Annotated in this window: 17 protein-coding genes; 10 read left to right on the top strand and 7 right to left on the bottom strand. The window is 66.2% G+C overall.

Annotated elements, in window-relative coordinates; genetic code table 11:
- Positions 1 to 122 precede the first annotated feature (122 nt).
- Complete coding sequence (locus tag JHC99_RS01645; protein WP_292151731.1) at positions 123 to 1,760, bottom strand: long-chain-fatty-acid--CoA ligase; 1,638 nt, start codon at positions 1,758 to 1,760, stop codon at positions 123 to 125.
- Between the two features lie 263 nt (positions 1,761 to 2,023).
- On the opposite strand from JHC99_RS01645, the gene udk reads away from it, so the two are divergent.
- Together udk and JHC99_RS01635 are read left to right on the top strand one after the other, a co-directional pair.
- Positions 2,024 to 2,671 (top strand): uridine kinase, encoded by a 648-nt coding sequence (udk, locus tag JHC99_RS01640; RefSeq protein WP_292151730.1) that lies wholly within the window; start codon positions 2,024 to 2,026, stop codon positions 2,669 to 2,671.
- A gap of 71 nt (positions 2,672 to 2,742) precedes the next feature.
- The gene (locus JHC99_RS01635) at positions 2,743 to 3,378 is read left to right on the top strand and encodes a TetR/AcrR family transcriptional regulator (RefSeq protein WP_292151729.1); all 636 of its coding nucleotides are present in this window, start codon (positions 2,743 to 2,745) and stop codon (positions 3,376 to 3,378) included.
- Here the strand turns inward: JHC99_RS01635 and rffA are convergent.
- Positions 3,375 to 4,577, bottom strand: coding sequence for a dTDP-4-amino-4,6-dideoxygalactose transaminase (gene rffA, locus JHC99_RS01630; RefSeq protein WP_292151728.1), 1,203 nt, complete (start codon positions 4,575 to 4,577; stop codon positions 3,375 to 3,377). The genes JHC99_RS01635 and rffA overlap by 4 nt on opposite strands.
- A gap of 3 nt (positions 4,578 to 4,580) precedes the next feature.
- On the bottom strand, positions 4,581 to 5,642 hold the full coding sequence (locus tag JHC99_RS01625) for a class I SAM-dependent methyltransferase (RefSeq protein ID WP_292151727.1): 1,062 nt from the start codon (positions 5,640 to 5,642) through the stop codon (positions 4,581 to 4,583).
- Between JHC99_RS01625 and JHC99_RS01620 the strand changes: the two genes are divergently transcribed.
- Entirely contained in the window at positions 5,601 to 6,623 is a 1,023-nt protein-coding gene (locus tag JHC99_RS01620) for a glycosyltransferase family 61 protein (RefSeq protein ID WP_292151726.1), read from the top strand. The two genes, JHC99_RS01625 and JHC99_RS01620, sit on opposite strands and share 42 nt — an antisense overlap.
- Positions 6,624 to 6,635: 12 nt before the next feature.
- Here JHC99_RS01620 and pdxH read toward each other — a convergent pair whose 3' ends face one another.
- The gene (gene pdxH / locus JHC99_RS01615) at positions 6,636 to 7,310 is read right to left on the bottom strand and encodes a pyridoxamine 5'-phosphate oxidase (RefSeq protein ID WP_292151725.1); all 675 of its coding nucleotides are present in this window, start codon (positions 7,308 to 7,310) and stop codon (positions 6,636 to 6,638) included.
- A gap of 93 nt (positions 7,311 to 7,403) precedes the next feature.
- Here pdxH and JHC99_RS01610 point away from each other — a divergent pair, with 93 nt between their 5' ends.
- The 5 genes from JHC99_RS01610 to JHC99_RS01590 are packed head-to-tail and all read left to right on the top strand — an operon-like array spanning position 7,404 to position 10,634.
- Positions 7,404 to 8,117, top strand: coding sequence for a DnaJ C-terminal domain-containing protein (locus JHC99_RS01610; protein WP_292151724.1), 714 nt, complete (start codon positions 7,404 to 7,406; stop codon positions 8,115 to 8,117).
- Between the two features lie 59 nt (positions 8,118 to 8,176).
- The gene (locus tag JHC99_RS01605) at positions 8,177 to 8,383 is read left to right on the top strand and encodes a type II toxin-antitoxin system VapB family antitoxin (RefSeq protein ID WP_292151723.1); all 207 of its coding nucleotides are present in this window, start codon (positions 8,177 to 8,179) and stop codon (positions 8,381 to 8,383) included.
- A complete protein-coding gene (locus JHC99_RS01600; RefSeq protein ID WP_292151722.1) occupies positions 8,380 to 8,757 on the top strand; it encodes a PIN domain-containing protein in 378 nt (125 codons plus the stop codon). Before JHC99_RS01605 ends, JHC99_RS01600 begins: the two co-directional genes overlap by 4 nt.
- A gap of 7 nt (positions 8,758 to 8,764) precedes the next feature.
- The gene (gene aroC / locus JHC99_RS01595) at positions 8,765 to 9,850 is read left to right on the top strand and encodes a chorismate synthase (protein WP_292151721.1); all 1,086 of its coding nucleotides are present in this window, start codon (positions 8,765 to 8,767) and stop codon (positions 9,848 to 9,850) included.
- A gap of 34 nt (positions 9,851 to 9,884) precedes the next feature.
- Entirely contained in the window at positions 9,885 to 10,634 is a 750-nt protein-coding gene (locus tag JHC99_RS01590; protein WP_292151720.1) for a hypothetical protein, read from the top strand.
- Here the strand turns inward: JHC99_RS01590 and JHC99_RS01585 are convergent.
- On the bottom strand, positions 10,619 to 11,521 hold the full coding sequence (locus JHC99_RS01585; protein ID WP_292151719.1) for an MBL fold metallo-hydrolase: 903 nt from the start codon (positions 11,519 to 11,521) through the stop codon (positions 10,619 to 10,621). The genes JHC99_RS01590 and JHC99_RS01585 overlap by 16 nt on opposite strands.
- A gap of 69 nt (positions 11,522 to 11,590) precedes the next feature.
- Here JHC99_RS01585 and JHC99_RS01580 point away from each other — a divergent pair, with 69 nt between their 5' ends.
- Positions 11,591 to 11,737, top strand: coding sequence for a hypothetical protein (locus JHC99_RS01580; RefSeq protein WP_271144761.1), 147 nt, complete (start codon positions 11,591 to 11,593; stop codon positions 11,735 to 11,737).
- Here JHC99_RS01580 and JHC99_RS01575 read toward each other — a convergent pair.
- Both JHC99_RS01575 and JHC99_RS01570 read right to left on the bottom strand, forming a co-directional pair.
- Entirely contained in the window at positions 11,734 to 12,135 is a 402-nt protein-coding gene (locus JHC99_RS01575) for a TIGR01244 family sulfur transferase (protein WP_271144760.1), read from the bottom strand. The genes JHC99_RS01580 and JHC99_RS01575 overlap by 4 nt on opposite strands.
- Complete coding sequence (locus JHC99_RS01570; protein ID WP_292151718.1) at positions 12,135 to 12,665, bottom strand: hypothetical protein; 531 nt, start codon at positions 12,663 to 12,665, stop codon at positions 12,135 to 12,137. The genes JHC99_RS01575 and JHC99_RS01570 overlap by 1 nt, the downstream gene beginning before the upstream one ends.
- A gap of 283 nt (positions 12,666 to 12,948) precedes the next feature.
- On the opposite strand from JHC99_RS01570, the gene JHC99_RS01565 reads away from it, so the two are divergent.
- A partial coding sequence (locus JHC99_RS01565) for a TonB-dependent receptor plug domain-containing protein (protein WP_292151717.1) occupies positions 12,949 to 13,456 on the top strand: 508 nt, incomplete at its 3' end.

Raw genomic sequence — 13,456 nt, 5'->3', positions numbered from 1 at the left:
GTTCTCCCGGGGAGGGGTGGCTGGTGGCTGGTGTCTAGTGGCTATCGGTTAAGGACATCGAACCCTGACCCATCCAACCGACCCGATCAATCAACAGCCATCCACCAGTCACCAGCCGTTCACTACGCCGGCACCGTCGCCGTCGGCAGGCGGTAGTCCTTCATGCGCTCGCGGATCAGCTTCTTGTCGACCTTGCCGGTTGCACCCAAGGGGATGTCGTCGACGAAGACGACGTCGTCGGGCATCCACCATTTAGCGATCTTGCCGGTCAGGAAGTCCAGGTGCTCCTGCTTGTCCTGGGCCTCGCCGGGCTTGAGCTTGACGATCAGCACCGGGCGTTCGTCCCATTTCGGATGGGCCGCGCCGATGACGGCGGCCAGTTCGACCTTGGGGTGGCCCACGGCGATGTTCTCGATGTCGATCGAGGAGATCCATTCGCCGCCGGACTTGATCACGTCCTTGGCGCGGTCGGTGATCTGCATGAAGCCCTGTTCGTCCACGGTCGAGACATCACCGGTATCGAAGAAGCCCTCGACGTCCAGAATGCTTTCGTCCGAACGGAAATAGGCACCCGCGATGGTCGGGCCCTTGATCATCAGACGCCCGTAGGTATGGCCGTCGTGGGGCAGTTCCTGGCCGGCGTAGTTCTTGAGTTTCAGCTCGACGCCCAGCGGCGGGGTGCCCTGCTTGATCCGCCACTTCATCTGCTCGTCATAGGGCAGGGCCAGAATCTCCGGCGTCATGTTGGACAGGGTGCCGATCGGCGAGGTCTCGGTCATGCCCCAGCCTTGCAGCACTTCGATGCCGAACTCGTCGTTGAAGGCGCGGATCAGGCTCTCGGGCACCGCCGAGCCCCCGATCAGCACCCGCTTGACCGTGGGGATGCGCAGGCCGTTGTCACGCAGGTGGGTCAGCAGGCCCTGCCAGACCGTCGGCACGGCGGCGGAGAAGGTGACGCCCTCGGACACGATCAGTTCATAGATCGAAGCGCCGTCCATCTTCGCGCCCGGCATGACCAGCTTCGAGCCCGCTGCGGGCCCGCCGAAGGCGATGCCCCAGGCGTTGGCGTGGAACATCGGCACGACCGGCAGGATGACCTCGCTCGGCGTGGCACCCAAAACCGTCGATTGCAGTCCGAGCAGGGTGTGGATGAAGTTCGACCGGTGCGAATACAGGACGCCCTTGGGGTTCCCGGTCGTGCCCGAGGTGTAGCACAGGCCACAGGCGGTCTTCTCGTCGAAGTCGCCCCAGACGACGTCTTCGGATGTGTCGGACAGCACGGCCTCATAGCATTCCGCCTTGGGCAGTTTGGTCGCCGGCATGGTCCATTCATCGGTCATGACGATGACCCGCTCGACCTTGGGGCAGTGCGGCAGGATGGCTTCCAGCAAAGGCACGAAGGTCAGGTCGACGAAGATCATCCGGTCTTCGGCGTGGTTGATGATGTAGATCAGCTGTTCGGGGAACAGGCGCGGGTTCAGGGTGTGGCAGACCGCCCCGATGCCCATGATGCCGTACCAGGCCTCGATATGTTTGCCGGTGTTCCAGGCCAGGGTCGCGATCCGGTCGCCAGGCTTCACGCCCCACCCCAGCAGGACGTTCGACACCCGCTTCGCCCGGCCGTGGATCTCCGCATAGGTCGTCCGGACGATCGGGCCCTCCACCGAGCGGGTCACGACCTCGCGATGGCCGTGCCAGTTCTTGGCGTGATCGAGAATCTTGTCGACCGTCAGCGGCCAGTCCTGCATCAATCCGAGCATCTGCACTTCCTCGCTTGCACCGGCTGATCGCGGCGCTTGAGACCAAGCTAATCAGGTGATCGGCGTTAAGCAACGTGACGCAAGGGCAGCCTGGATCGTGCCGTGGGCGTGATCAGTGGTTGGTGGTTCGTGGTTGTCTGTTCGTGGCTGAATGGATTTCGCTCCGACCGTGGTCCCGGGCGTGGACCTGGAGACAGCCAACCACTAACCACCAACCACGACTCACCAATCACTCCCCAACTCCTCGAGCGCAGCGAGCCCGCATGACCGTCCTGATCGCGATCACCGGAGGCTCGGGCTCGGGCAAGAGCACCCTGGCGGAAACCCTGGTCGCCGTTCTGCCCCCGGGCGCGGCCGTTCTGGTGCGCGAGGACTCCTACTATCGCGATGCGGCCAGCCTGCCGGATTTCAATGCTGCGACCTTTGACTTCGACGATGTGGCTGCGCGCGACCACGACCTGATGATCGCCGACCTGAAGCGGTTGAAGGCGGGCAAGCCGGTGACGGCGCCGGTCTATTCCTTCATCCACCATGGGCGCGAGCCGGACGGCGAGCCCATCGCAGCAGCCGAGGTGGTGATCGTGGAGGGCACCCATGTGCTGTGCACGCCCGACCTGACCGCACTGTTCGACATCCGGGTGTTTGTCGACACCCCGGCCGACATCCGCTTCATTCGCCGCCTGTTGCGCGATCAGTCCGAGCGGGGGCGCACGGCCGAGTCGGTCATCCATCAGTATCTCGCCACGGTGCGACCTGGTCACGAGCGTCTGACGGAACCGTCCAAGACCCACGCCGACTTCATCGTCGCCGATGCGACGGCGGCCGTGCGGCTGGATGACCCCCAGGCCGTGGTGAGGCTGGCTGCACCGGTGCTCGCGCACCCACTGTTGGCGACCTTGCTGGCGCGGTAGGATACTCGGTGGACCGCCGACGATAGCGATGTTTTGCAACCACGGCCAAGCTTGGAGTATCAAGCACAGCCATGACCGCCCATTCCACCATTGCCCCTGTCGCCGTCCCCGATCCGGACCCTCGCTGCCTGGTGGTGCTGAGGGCCGCGCGGCGGGCCTTCATGACCCAGGGCTACGCTGCCACCCGCATGGAGCCGATTGCGCGCGAGGCGGGCGTGTCTACGGCGACCCTGTATCTGTACTTCCCGTCAAAGGCCGATCTGTTCGCGGCCGTCATCGAGGACGCGGGCCGGGATTTCTCGCGACAGATGGAATGCGTGCGCGCATCCTCGGGGCCGGCGCGACAGCAGTTGACCCATTTCATGACGGCCTATGCCGGGTTCATGGCCGATCCGTTCGTCCGATCGGTCTTCCGGCTGGTGATGGCCGAGCGGCCCCGGTTCCGTGACACCGCCCTGGCCTTCTTCGAGCGGGGCCGCAGCGATTTCGGCGGGCCCTTGATCCGCGCCCTGAACGATCTCGACAGCGCGGGAGAGTTGAGGGTCGCCAAACCGTCCTGGGCGGCGGGCCAACTGATGGGGATGATCGAACATCCCGTCTTCTTCATGCCGCTGGTGACCGGGGACGAGATCATGGCGTCCCGGTCGATCGATGAGATCGTCAGCGACGCCGTAGAGACCTTCATGGCCCGCTACGCCGTCAACTAGGCCGGCAGCACCGTCAGCAGGGCGCGGATCACATGGTCCTGGGCGTCGCGCGAGATCGACCCGTCCATCGGCAGGCGCAGTAGGGTCCGGGACGCTCGAACGGTGACGTCGTCGGGTCCGCTCAGTCGACCGTAACGAAGGCCTGCTGGTGTCAGATGCAGAGGCTGGTAGTGGGTCGTCACCTCTACGCCGACCCGCGCCATGTCGGCCTTCAGCGCGTCACGCGCCGCCTGGTCCACGGTTCGCATATGGTAGATGTGCCCGTTGTGCGCGGCTTCTTCAGGAATCTCTGGCAGCACGAGGTGCTTGTCGACACCGGCGGCGCGCAGTTGCTGGTCGTAGTGGTTCCAGGCGGCGACCCGTCGCGCCGTCTTGGCCGGCGCGTTGCGCAGAGCGGCGTCCAGCAGGGCTGCTGTGATTTCGGACGGAAGGAACGACGACCCCACCGTCTGCCATTCATAGGCGGCAACCTCGCCGCGTCCGAAGCGAACCCGGTCGGTTCCCTTTTCCCAGAGCATCTCGGCACGGGCCATGTGAGCCGGCGATTTGACCAGCAGGGCACCGCCCTCGCCACAGCTGATGTTCTTGGAGGCGTGGAAGCTGAAGGTGCCGATGTCGCCGATGCCGCCCAGCGCCCGGCCTCGCCATGTCGCCCCCACGGCCTGGGCCGCATCTTCGACCAGGGCCAGGCCGTGCCGTTCGCACAGGGCCTGGAGAGCCTCCATGTCGCAGCCGACGCCCGCATAGTGGACGCAGAAGATTGCCCGGGTGCGGTCGGTGACAGCCTCGGCGGCCAGATCGACATTGATGTTCAGCGTGTCGGGCATCACGTCCACGAAGACGGGCACGGCACCGCGCAGCACGACCGCGTTGGCCGTCGAGGCGAAGGTCCATGAGGGCATGATGACCTCATCGCCCGGCTCCAGGTCCAGCAGCAGGGACGCCATCTCCAGCGCCCCGGTACAGGAATGGGTGGCCAGGGCGCGGGTGCCCGGGACCATGGCCTCGAGGCGTTCGTGGCAGCGCGCAGTGAAGGTGCCGTTCCCGGCATGATGGTCGCCGTGCAGGGCCTCCATCACGGCGGCTGACTCGTCAGCGCGGATATTGGATCTCGAGAACCGGATCTGGCGGTCCGGCGCCGCCGTGAAAACGGCGAGTGGCCGGGGCGGGATGACTGGAGGAACGACGAGGTGAGGCATGGCTCAGGTCTCGCCGGAAAGCTGCCGACGCAGCGCCTGGCCAGGTGCCGGATCGACGAGTTCGGCGACGATGTAGCGCCGCGCGATGTCCAGGGGGCCGTGGTCGCCGCCGTCCGGCCCCGAGACGCTCGTCAGGATGCGGAACCCCAGCCGCGTGAAGACGTCGTCAAGGAAGCTTTTGGACAGCCAGTGGAAGCGTGTGTCCGGTTGCAGGCTGAAGGCCGAATGGCGTCCGGTGTCGCGAATCATCCGGTCCCAGCCGCTCTGGGTGTCGGCGTCGCCGAAGGTCGCGGCGAACCGTCCGCCGACCCTGAGTGAATTTGCCGCACTGACCAGGTAGGCGAGGGTCGACTGGAAATCCATCATGAGGAAGACATCGACCGCGAAGAACAGGTCGACCGTGCCGACCGCGGGTCCGATCGCGCTCAGCAATCCGTCGTTCGAGGTCCAGTCGATGGGGCGCCCGTCCAGCCGGCCCGAAGCCACCGCGGTCGCGCACCGCTGGTTCATCGAGTCTAGCAGGGCGGGACTCAGCTCAAAGGCGATAAGCTTTGCCATACTGCGATCTAGTAGCATCTCGGTGTATTTTCCCGACCCCGGACCGATCTCGACGATCGAACGCCAGGGTTGTCCGGGCGGCGGTTCCAGAAGCGTCGAATAGGTGGCTTCCCGCACCTCGGCGGTGACCCATTCATCGCCCGGCCACTGAAATTTTGCGCCGTCTGCCGCGCGGCGGCCGGGGAAATCGCGCACGACATAATCGTCGAAAAAGGCGCGCATGTCCTGGACGTCTACGCTGGGCATTGGATGGATCCCCCCCCGGGAAAAAGATCGACGAACAAGGTACTTACAGCCATATCGGCTGGGATGACAGGGTTCGATATCATTGGCGATCTGGCCACGGACAATGATGTCCTGAAAGGCACGGTCGATCTCGCGCGCCGGACCACCGACCGGGTCCGCGTCGATCAACATGCGACGCGTGAAACGACCGAATTGTTGGTGGGGCACCTGCGGGACGTTTTGGTTACCAGCTACTACCTTCCGGTCCATGTCGAAAGCCACAGGCTGCTCATCAACCAGAGCTATTTCGACATCGTCCGCTGGTTTCCCGACATGCGGCCGATGGTCGATGGCGACCAGTTCCGGCTGATCGCTGACGCGCGGACTATCGAGGGTCCACATGTGGTGATCGGTGGGCCTGTAGACGGGGTCTGGTACCACTGGCTGGTCAGCTGGTGCGCGCGGCTGCTGATCCTGAAGCAGCTCAGGCGCGACATCTTCGACGACCCTTCGGTGCGGTTCCTGATCGATGTCGCGGCATCGAAGCCGCCCTTTATCGACATGGTCAGGGCCATGGGGGTAGACGACAACCGCATCACCTTCGTCAGCGAAAGCGGCGAAGACGTTCTGGTCAGGGACGCGATTCTGGTCAGCTTTCCGGACCAGCGCTTCCTCTATCCCGATCTGGTGAGAGATTTCGCGGCTGCAGTGCGTGAGTCCTTTGGCGTGGCGACCATTCAGCCGATCAAGCCGTCGTTGTTGCCGTCATGGCTGGGACAGCGCCAGGCACCGACCCTGCGTGGCGGCCGGCGGATTTTCACCAGCCGGCAAGCCTTTCCCGATCCCAAGCGGCGGGTGCACAATTTCGACGTGGTCGCCGAGGTGCTGAACCGGTTCGGCTTCGAGATCGTCAACCTGGCCGAGGTTTCGGCGAAAGATCAGGTCGAGATGTTCGCAGCGGCCGAGTTCGTCGTCGGGGTTCACGGCTCGGATCTGGCCGACCTGATGTTCTGCTCGCCCGGCGCGCAGGTGCTGGTCATCGAGAACCAGCGCAATGTCACCATGGGGATTGCAGCCTCCCTGGACATCCTTTGCCAGATCGTTTCGGCGCGATATCGCTACATGATCGTTGAAGAGGCCATCGATCCGGACGCCGACTATTCGAGCTTCACCGACGAGCACAATCGCGACGTCATCGTTCCGCCGGACACCCTGGAGCGCGAGCTGCGGGCCATGGGTTGTCTTCCGTTCGACGAACGCTGAAGACGGTCGAGTTCAGGGCTGGAGGCGGGTCCGTTCCCATCCTTCGCCGCGACGCACGAACGCCAGACGGTCGTGCAGGCGAAACGGCCGGTCGCGCCAGAATTCGATCCGGTCGGGAATGACCCGCCAGCCGGTCCAGCGGTCGGGGCGGGGCACGTCGGTGCCCTCGAACCGGGCCTCCTCGCGCGCGATGGCGGTTTCCAGCGCTCCGCGATCGGTCAACGGCCGCGACTGGTCCGAGGCCCAGGCCCCGATGCGGCTCTCGCGGGCGCGAGTGCCGAAATAGGCGTCGGCCTCGGCGGCGCTGACGGGCTCGACCATGCCGCGGACCCGGACCTGCCGCCGCAGCGACTTCCAGTGAAACAACAGCGCCGCGACGGGACGGTCAGCCAGTTGCAGGCCCTTGGCGCTCTCGGCGTTGGAATAGAAGGTCAGGCCGCGCGCATCGATGTCCTTGAGCAGCACCATCCGGCTGTCCGGCGCGCCGTCCGCATCGACGGTGGACAGCGCCATGGCGTTGGCGTCGTTGATTTCATGAGCGCGCGCATCCGCCAGCCATTCGACGAACAGGCCGATCGGCTCGGCGCGGTCGAAGATGCCCTCGTCACCGTTTGCGGCCAGGGCGGCGGCGTAGTCGCGGGCGTATTCCTCGCGATCGGGGCTGGGCGGAATGGCGGCGTGGGTCATGGTGGGGGGTATAGGCGCAGATAGCGACGGCTGCACCTGCGACGTATCGCGGTTAACCCGGTCTTGACCATGTCCGCGACAAGGATCGCCGCCATGTCCGCTGTCAATCTGAACCAGGCTTTTGCGACCCTGGGCCTTCACGGCCCCACGGGCGGTGACGCCCTGGTCCGGGCGTTCCGGGCGGCGGTCAAGGCGGCGCGGCCGGACATGCCGGGCGGCGACGCGGACCGGTTCCGCCGTGTCATTGCCGCCTATCGCCTGATCCAGCGTGAAGGCGGTGCCATGCAGGCGCTGGAACCGCCGAAGGCCGCCCCGGCCGCCTTGCCCGTCGTGGCCGTCAGCGTGCTGGAGGCGCTGCGTGGGGGTGTGGCGACCGTCCGTCTTGCAGAGCGGGTGCTTCGCGTCGCGGTCACCGCCGGGGTCCGGACGGGGGATCACCTGCGACTGCGAGGCGCAGCGGCCGACGGCGGCGATCTCTATCTTCCCGTCCTGATCAGGCCGGCTGACGGGCTGTCGGTCGTCGGGGACGACCTGCACATGAACTGGCCTGCGCCGTCGCGACTGATCGAGGACGGCGGCCGGATCGAGATCGAGACCCATGTCGGGGTGCGGGGCGTCTGGGTCACGCGAGGCCTCACCGGCACGATCCGACTGCGACTGCGCGATCTCGGCCTGCCTGCCCGGGGCGGGCGGCCGACCGGGCATCTGTTCGTGACGCTGGAGCCGTCGGAGGACGCGCCCTCGGCTGCAGACCATCTGCTGGCGCGGTTCACCCGGGTCTGGACGCCGGAGCGGCTGGCGGCGTGACTTGAAGTCTGGCATCAAATCCAGCATCATATGATGACGATTGTGATGCGGAGGTAGGTTTGCGCACGACCTTGAATCTGGACGACGAGTTGATGGAGGCTGCGGCCGAATACAGCGGTCTCGTCGAGAAGTCGGCGATCGTTCGCTTCGCCCTGCAAAACTATGTCGCTGGGGAAGCCGCCCGGAGGCTGGCAAAACTTGGTGGAACAATGCCCGACTTCGAGATCCCACCTCGAAAGCGGTACTTCGGGGTTCAGGAGGATTGACCTACGTCCTTGCCGACACCTCCGTCTGGCTAGACCATTTTCGAAACTTTGATCCGATGATGGGGCAACTTGCCGAAGCCAAGCGGCTGATGATGCATCCGTTCATCATCGGAGAGCTCAGCATGGGCAATCTCCAGAACCGTGGTTCATTTCTGCGCGACCTGAGGCGGATGAGGTCAATGGCGAAAGTCGATGATGCCGAAGTCTTTGCACTCGTCGACGCTCAGCGACTTCATGGAACCGGGATCGGATGGGTGGACGCCCACCTGCTGACCTCCGTGCTTCTGATGGATGACGCGAGGCTCTGGACGCGCGATAGACGCCTGAACGCGGCGGCCGAGCGATTGGGGCGCGCCGCCCAACTGCATCACTGAGGCGGACTTGTCCCACAACACCTTCGGCCATCTGTTTCGCGTGACGACCTGGGGCGAGAGCCATGGGCCGGCGATCGGCTGCGTGGTCGACGGGTGTCCGCCGCTCATTCCGCTGACCGAGGCCGATCTTCAGCCGTGGCTGGACCTTAGGAAGCCCGGCGGCAGCCGGTTCGTGACCCAGAGAAACGAGAGCGACACCGCGCGCATCCTGTCGGGCGTCTTCGACGACGGGGCGGGGCCAGTCACGACGGGCACGCCCATCGCCATCGAGATCCAGAACGAGGACCAGCGGTCCAAGGACTATGGCGAGATCGCCCGCGCCTATCGGCCGGGCCATGCCGATGTGACCTATCAGGCCAAATACGGCGTGCGCGACCATCGCGGCGGTGGGCGGTCCTCTGCGCGCGAGACGGCCAGCCGGGTCGCCGCGGGCGCGGTGGCCAGGAAGGTGCTGGGGCAGGGGGTCTCGATCCGCGCCGGGGTCGTGCAACTGGGTTCGCACCGGATCGAGGACGCGGCGGTGGATTTCGGCGCGACCTACGACAACCCGCTGTTCGCCGCCTCGGCCGAGGTCGGACCGGCCTGGGAGGCCTATCTGGACGGGGTGCGCAAGGCCGGTTCTTCGGTGGGCGCCGTGGTGGCGCTGGAGATCACCGGGGTTCCGGCCGGCTGGGGCGCGCCGCTGTATGCCAAGCTGGATGCCGAGCTGGCGGCGGCGATGATGTCGATCAATGCGGTCAAGGGCGTGGAGGTCGGTGACGGCTTCGGCGCGGCGGCCCTGTCGGGCGAGTCCAATGCCGACGAGATGCGGATGGGCGAGGACGGCCAGCCAGTCTTCCTGTCCAATCACGCGGGCGGCATCCTGGGCGGGATTTCGACGGGGCAGGCGATCACCCTGCGGGTGGTGTTCAAGCCGACCTCCTCCATTCTGACCCTGCGCCAGACCGTGACCCGCGACGGCACCGAGACCGACCTGCGTACCAAGGGCCGGCACGACCCCTGCGTCGCCCTGCGCGGCGTGCCGGTGGTCGAGGCCATGGCGGCCTGTGTCCTGGCCGACGCGATGCTGAGACATCGGGCCCAGGTCGGGTAGTTTCCTCAGGCCGGCGCGCGGGGTAGGGTCGGGAATGGCCAGTTCATCGACCCGGAAGACATCTCCCAAGGCTTCGCGTCTGGCCGTCGTCGGGCTGGTTCTGGCGCTGCTGCTGCCCCTGACGGTGTTTGTTGCGATTGCGGGTCTGAAATCAGGGCTGCTGCCGATAGAGACGGCCTATGATCTGCTGACGATAGCGGTTGGCTTTTACTTGGCAGGACTGGGTACGTTCGGCGCGATCCTGGCTCTGATCGGCGTGGCGCGGGCGTTTCGGAGTTCTTGGCTGATTGGATTGGCAGCGATATTGATCGCTGCCGTGTCCGTGACCCTGCTCGTGCGCGAGATTAGCGCAGGGATGGCCTATGCTCTCAACAATAAGGCTGATCCCACCTTCAACGCCAGTGCTGGTGTTTCAACGGACACGACAGATCAGATTGGCTTTTCGTCGCGCATCCTGGCCGAGCGCGAAGCTGATGGCACCGGTCCCGTTGTCCCGGCAGTCGGTGCCAACAGTTGCGAGATCGCCGCCCTCCCCACCCAGACGGCCCCCGGCGTGGCCGGCTATGCCCTGCAAGAGGCCGGTTTCGAGATTCGCGATATCGGCATCAACCGCGCCAACGGCGTCCATACCAGCGTCTGGTTCGACCGGACCTATGACGCCGCCATCCGCATCCGCCCCGGCCGCACCGACGTGCGGGTAGCGCCTCGCGACGGCGCTCGCGATCATGGCACCTCCTGCCGTCTGGCCCAGAAAATCCTGACGGCGCTTCAGCCCAGCCGGTAGAGCGCGTCCAGCGTCGGACCCGGCTCGGCGACGACCCGGCCCTCCCGAACCAGCTTGCCCAGATGCGCCAGCACCGACAGGCTGGCGGCGGGCCACAGTCGCTTGTCCACGGCGGCGTAGAGGACCGGCACCATGTCCGCGATCGTCGTGTCGCCCGCCTCGATCCGCGCCAGCACCCCCGCCTCTCTCGCCAGCCGGTGGTCCTTGTAGGCTTGCAGGAAGGGCGCGGGCTCCGTGATCGGCGCGCCGTGGGTCGGCCAAAGGGTCAAAAACCCTCGCACCATCACTGCCTGCAGGCTGGCCATATAGTCGGCCATGTCGCCGTCCGGCGGCGCGATCACCGTCGTGGACCAGCCCATGACATGGTCGCCGCAGAACAGGGCGTTCTCCTCCTCCAGCACGAAGGCCATGTGGTTCGACGCGTGACCGGGCGTGGCCATCGCCTCGATCGTCCAGCCGTCGCCGACGATACGCTCGCCGCCCTCCAGAATGACGTCCGGCCGGAACGCCTCGTCCTCCTCCTCATCCAGATGACCCGAGGCGTGGGTGACCACCTGCGGCGGCCGGGCAGCCAGGATCGGTGCGCCGGTGCGCTCGGCCAGCGGGCGGGCGAGGGGCGAGTGATCGCTGTGGGTATGGGTGACCAGGATGTGGCTGACCCGACGCACGCCGACGGCGTCCAGAATCGCCTCCAGATGTGCGGGATCGAACGGTCCCGGGTCGATCACGGCGACGCCGGCCCCTGCTTCGTCGCGCCCGACGATATAGGTGCCTGTACCGGTATAGGTGAACGGGCCGGGGTTGTTCGCCACGACCCGCTGGATCAGCGCCGACACCGGATAGCGGCGGCCGTAATCGATGTCGTGGTCGCGCACGAAGGGGATCATCCGAGGGACCCGCGCGACTGGTCCGGGCCTTGCCTTAACGAGAGGTAAATCCCCTCCGGAGCGTCCGTCGTGGCCAAAACTCTTGCCCTTGGTGTTTCAAATCGGCTCCAGCCTATCGCGGCGGCGCTACTGTGTCTCATGGCGGCGCAACTCATCACCGCCTCGTGCACGCCCGAGCCCGTCCCCTATGCGGCGCGCGCCTATCTGATCCGCTAAAGCGGCAGGCTCGACAGATCGTAGCCGGCGCCGGCCGCAGCGGCGACGATCTCGTCACGCGACTGACCCCTTTGGCTCGCGGCGAGCGCCCAGGCGACCGTCGATCGCATCCCCGACTTGCAGTGGATCAGGACCGGCGTCCCTTCGGACAGGGCCGCCCCGATCGCTGCGACGGCATCCGGTCCCGGCATTCCGCGCACCGGAGCATGAACATAGTCGAGGCCGAGCGCCCGCGCCGCATCCGCCATGGTGGCGGCGTCGGGCTGGCCGTATTCCTCGCCGTCCGGGCGGTTGGAGATGATTCGGACCACACCCAGGTCGCGCGCGGTCTGCAGATCCGCCAGGTCGATCTGGCCCGCCACCAGGACACCGGGGGCGAGCGTTCGCAGAACCGCCACTATTGCCGCCTGACGCGCACGGCGCGGCTGCGGCCCGCGGTCAGCAGATAGCTGCCCATGGCGGCGCGGCGGACGCGGACCGGTTCGCCGGCCTGGTTGCGGAAGGACACCCGTTCGGTGTCGATCTGACGCCAGACGCTGCCGTCGGCCAGGGTGAACACCCAGCGGCCCTCGCCGGACATGCCCGCGCGGGTCAGGGTCGTCTCGATCTCGCCGATCGGCTCGGCACGCTCGCCCTGCTCGAACAGGGTGATGGTGGGCAGCTGGAAACCGAACATCTGGCGCCGCGCCGCGGTGACCTGGGCCCGGTCCACGACGACGACCTCGCCCTGGCGTTCAGCCGAATCGAGCGCCTCGGTCGCCCGGTCGTAGCAGGCCAGCCGTGCCACACTGTCGCTCAGCCCCCGGCAGGACACCAGCTGGTTGAGGATTTCCGGCCGGGGCGGCGATGTCTGGGCGGCGGCCGGGACGGCCATCGCGGCAGCGGCCACCGCGACCAGCGCGACAGCGCCCAGCGCCTTAATCTGCATCTGAAAATCCAAGGTTCTCGCCGCTCCTGAGGTTCCGCTGCATCCTGCCACAGACCGCAACGTCACCGCCAGCCGACCTTCGCGGCAAACGTGGCTCGAATACGACAGTCTCAAGGCGACTTGGTTACACGTGTGTAATTGCTGTGGCGCAGCATGGGCGAAGGCGCCTAACGTACGGCAGCCGGCGGGCAAAGTTGCGTTCACCCGCCACGCGATAAAAACAAATCAAGGTCAGGCGGTCCGCGCGAACCCCGCGATTTGGACCCAATCAGGAGAACGATCCTTGCGAACCCCACAAACTCGTCAACGACTTCTTGCCACCACGATCATCACGGGCGCCGCCCTGCTCGCCTTCGCCGCTCCGGCGATGGCCCAGGACGAACCCGAGTCGGAACTGGAAGAAATCGTCGTCACCGGCTCGCGGATCCCGCAGGCCAACCTGGTCACGACCAGCCCGGTCACCCAGGTCACCGCCGAGGACATCGACGTCCAGGGCGTGACGCGGGTCGAAGACCTGATCACCCAGTTGCCGCAGGCCTTCGCCGCGCAAAACTCGACGGTCGTCAACGGCGCCTCGGGCACCGCGACGGTTTCGCTGCGCAACCTCGGTTCGTCGCGCACCCTGGTGCTGATCGACGGTCGCCGGATGGGTTACGGCTCGCCGAACGACGACGCGGCCGACCTGAACCAGATCCCCGGCCAGCTGGTCGAGCGGGTTGAAGTCCTGACCGGCGGCGCCTCGGCCGTCTACGGTTCGGACGCCGTCGCCGGCGTCGTGAACTTCATCATGA

Origin of the sequence: Brevundimonas sp., assembly GCF_016463485.1 — a bacterium.
Taxonomy (GTDB): domain Bacteria; phylum Pseudomonadota; class Alphaproteobacteria; order Caulobacterales; family Caulobacteraceae; genus Brevundimonas.
Note: the sequence above shows the minus strand (reverse complement) of the source record. Positions and strands in the feature narration are given on the sequence as shown.

What these genes read in the sequence shown, in the direction of transcription:
- JHC99_RS01645 (WP_292151731.1), bottom strand. Translation starts at nt 1,760, where the DNA reads ATGCTCGGATTGATGCAGGACTGGCCGCTGACGGTCGACAAGATTCTC.
- udk (WP_292151730.1), top strand. Translation starts at nt 2,024, where the DNA reads ATGACCGTCCTGATCGCGATCACCGGAGGCTCGGGCTCGGGCAAGAGC.
- JHC99_RS01635 (WP_292151729.1), top strand. Translation starts at nt 2,743, where the DNA reads ATGACCGCCCATTCCACCATTGCCCCTGTCGCCGTCCCCGATCCGGAC.
- rffA (WP_292151728.1), bottom strand. Translation starts at nt 4,577, where the DNA reads ATGCCTCACCTCGTCGTTCCTCCAGTCATCCCGCCCCGGCCACTCGCC.
- pdxH (WP_292151725.1), bottom strand. Translation starts at nt 7,310, where the DNA reads ATGACCCACGCCGCCATTCCGCCCAGCCCCGATCGCGAGGAATACGCC.
- JHC99_RS01610 (WP_292151724.1), top strand. Translation starts at nt 7,404, where the DNA reads ATGTCCGCTGTCAATCTGAACCAGGCTTTTGCGACCCTGGGCCTTCAC.
- JHC99_RS01590 (WP_292151720.1), top strand. Translation starts at nt 9,885, where the DNA reads ATGGCCAGTTCATCGACCCGGAAGACATCTCCCAAGGCTTCGCGTCTG.
- JHC99_RS01585 (WP_292151719.1), bottom strand. Translation starts at nt 11,521, where the DNA reads ATGATCCCCTTCGTGCGCGACCACGACATCGATTACGGCCGCCGCTAT.
- JHC99_RS01570 (WP_292151718.1), bottom strand. Translation starts at nt 12,665, where the DNA reads ATGCAGATTAAGGCGCTGGGCGCTGTCGCGCTGGTCGCGGTGGCCGCT.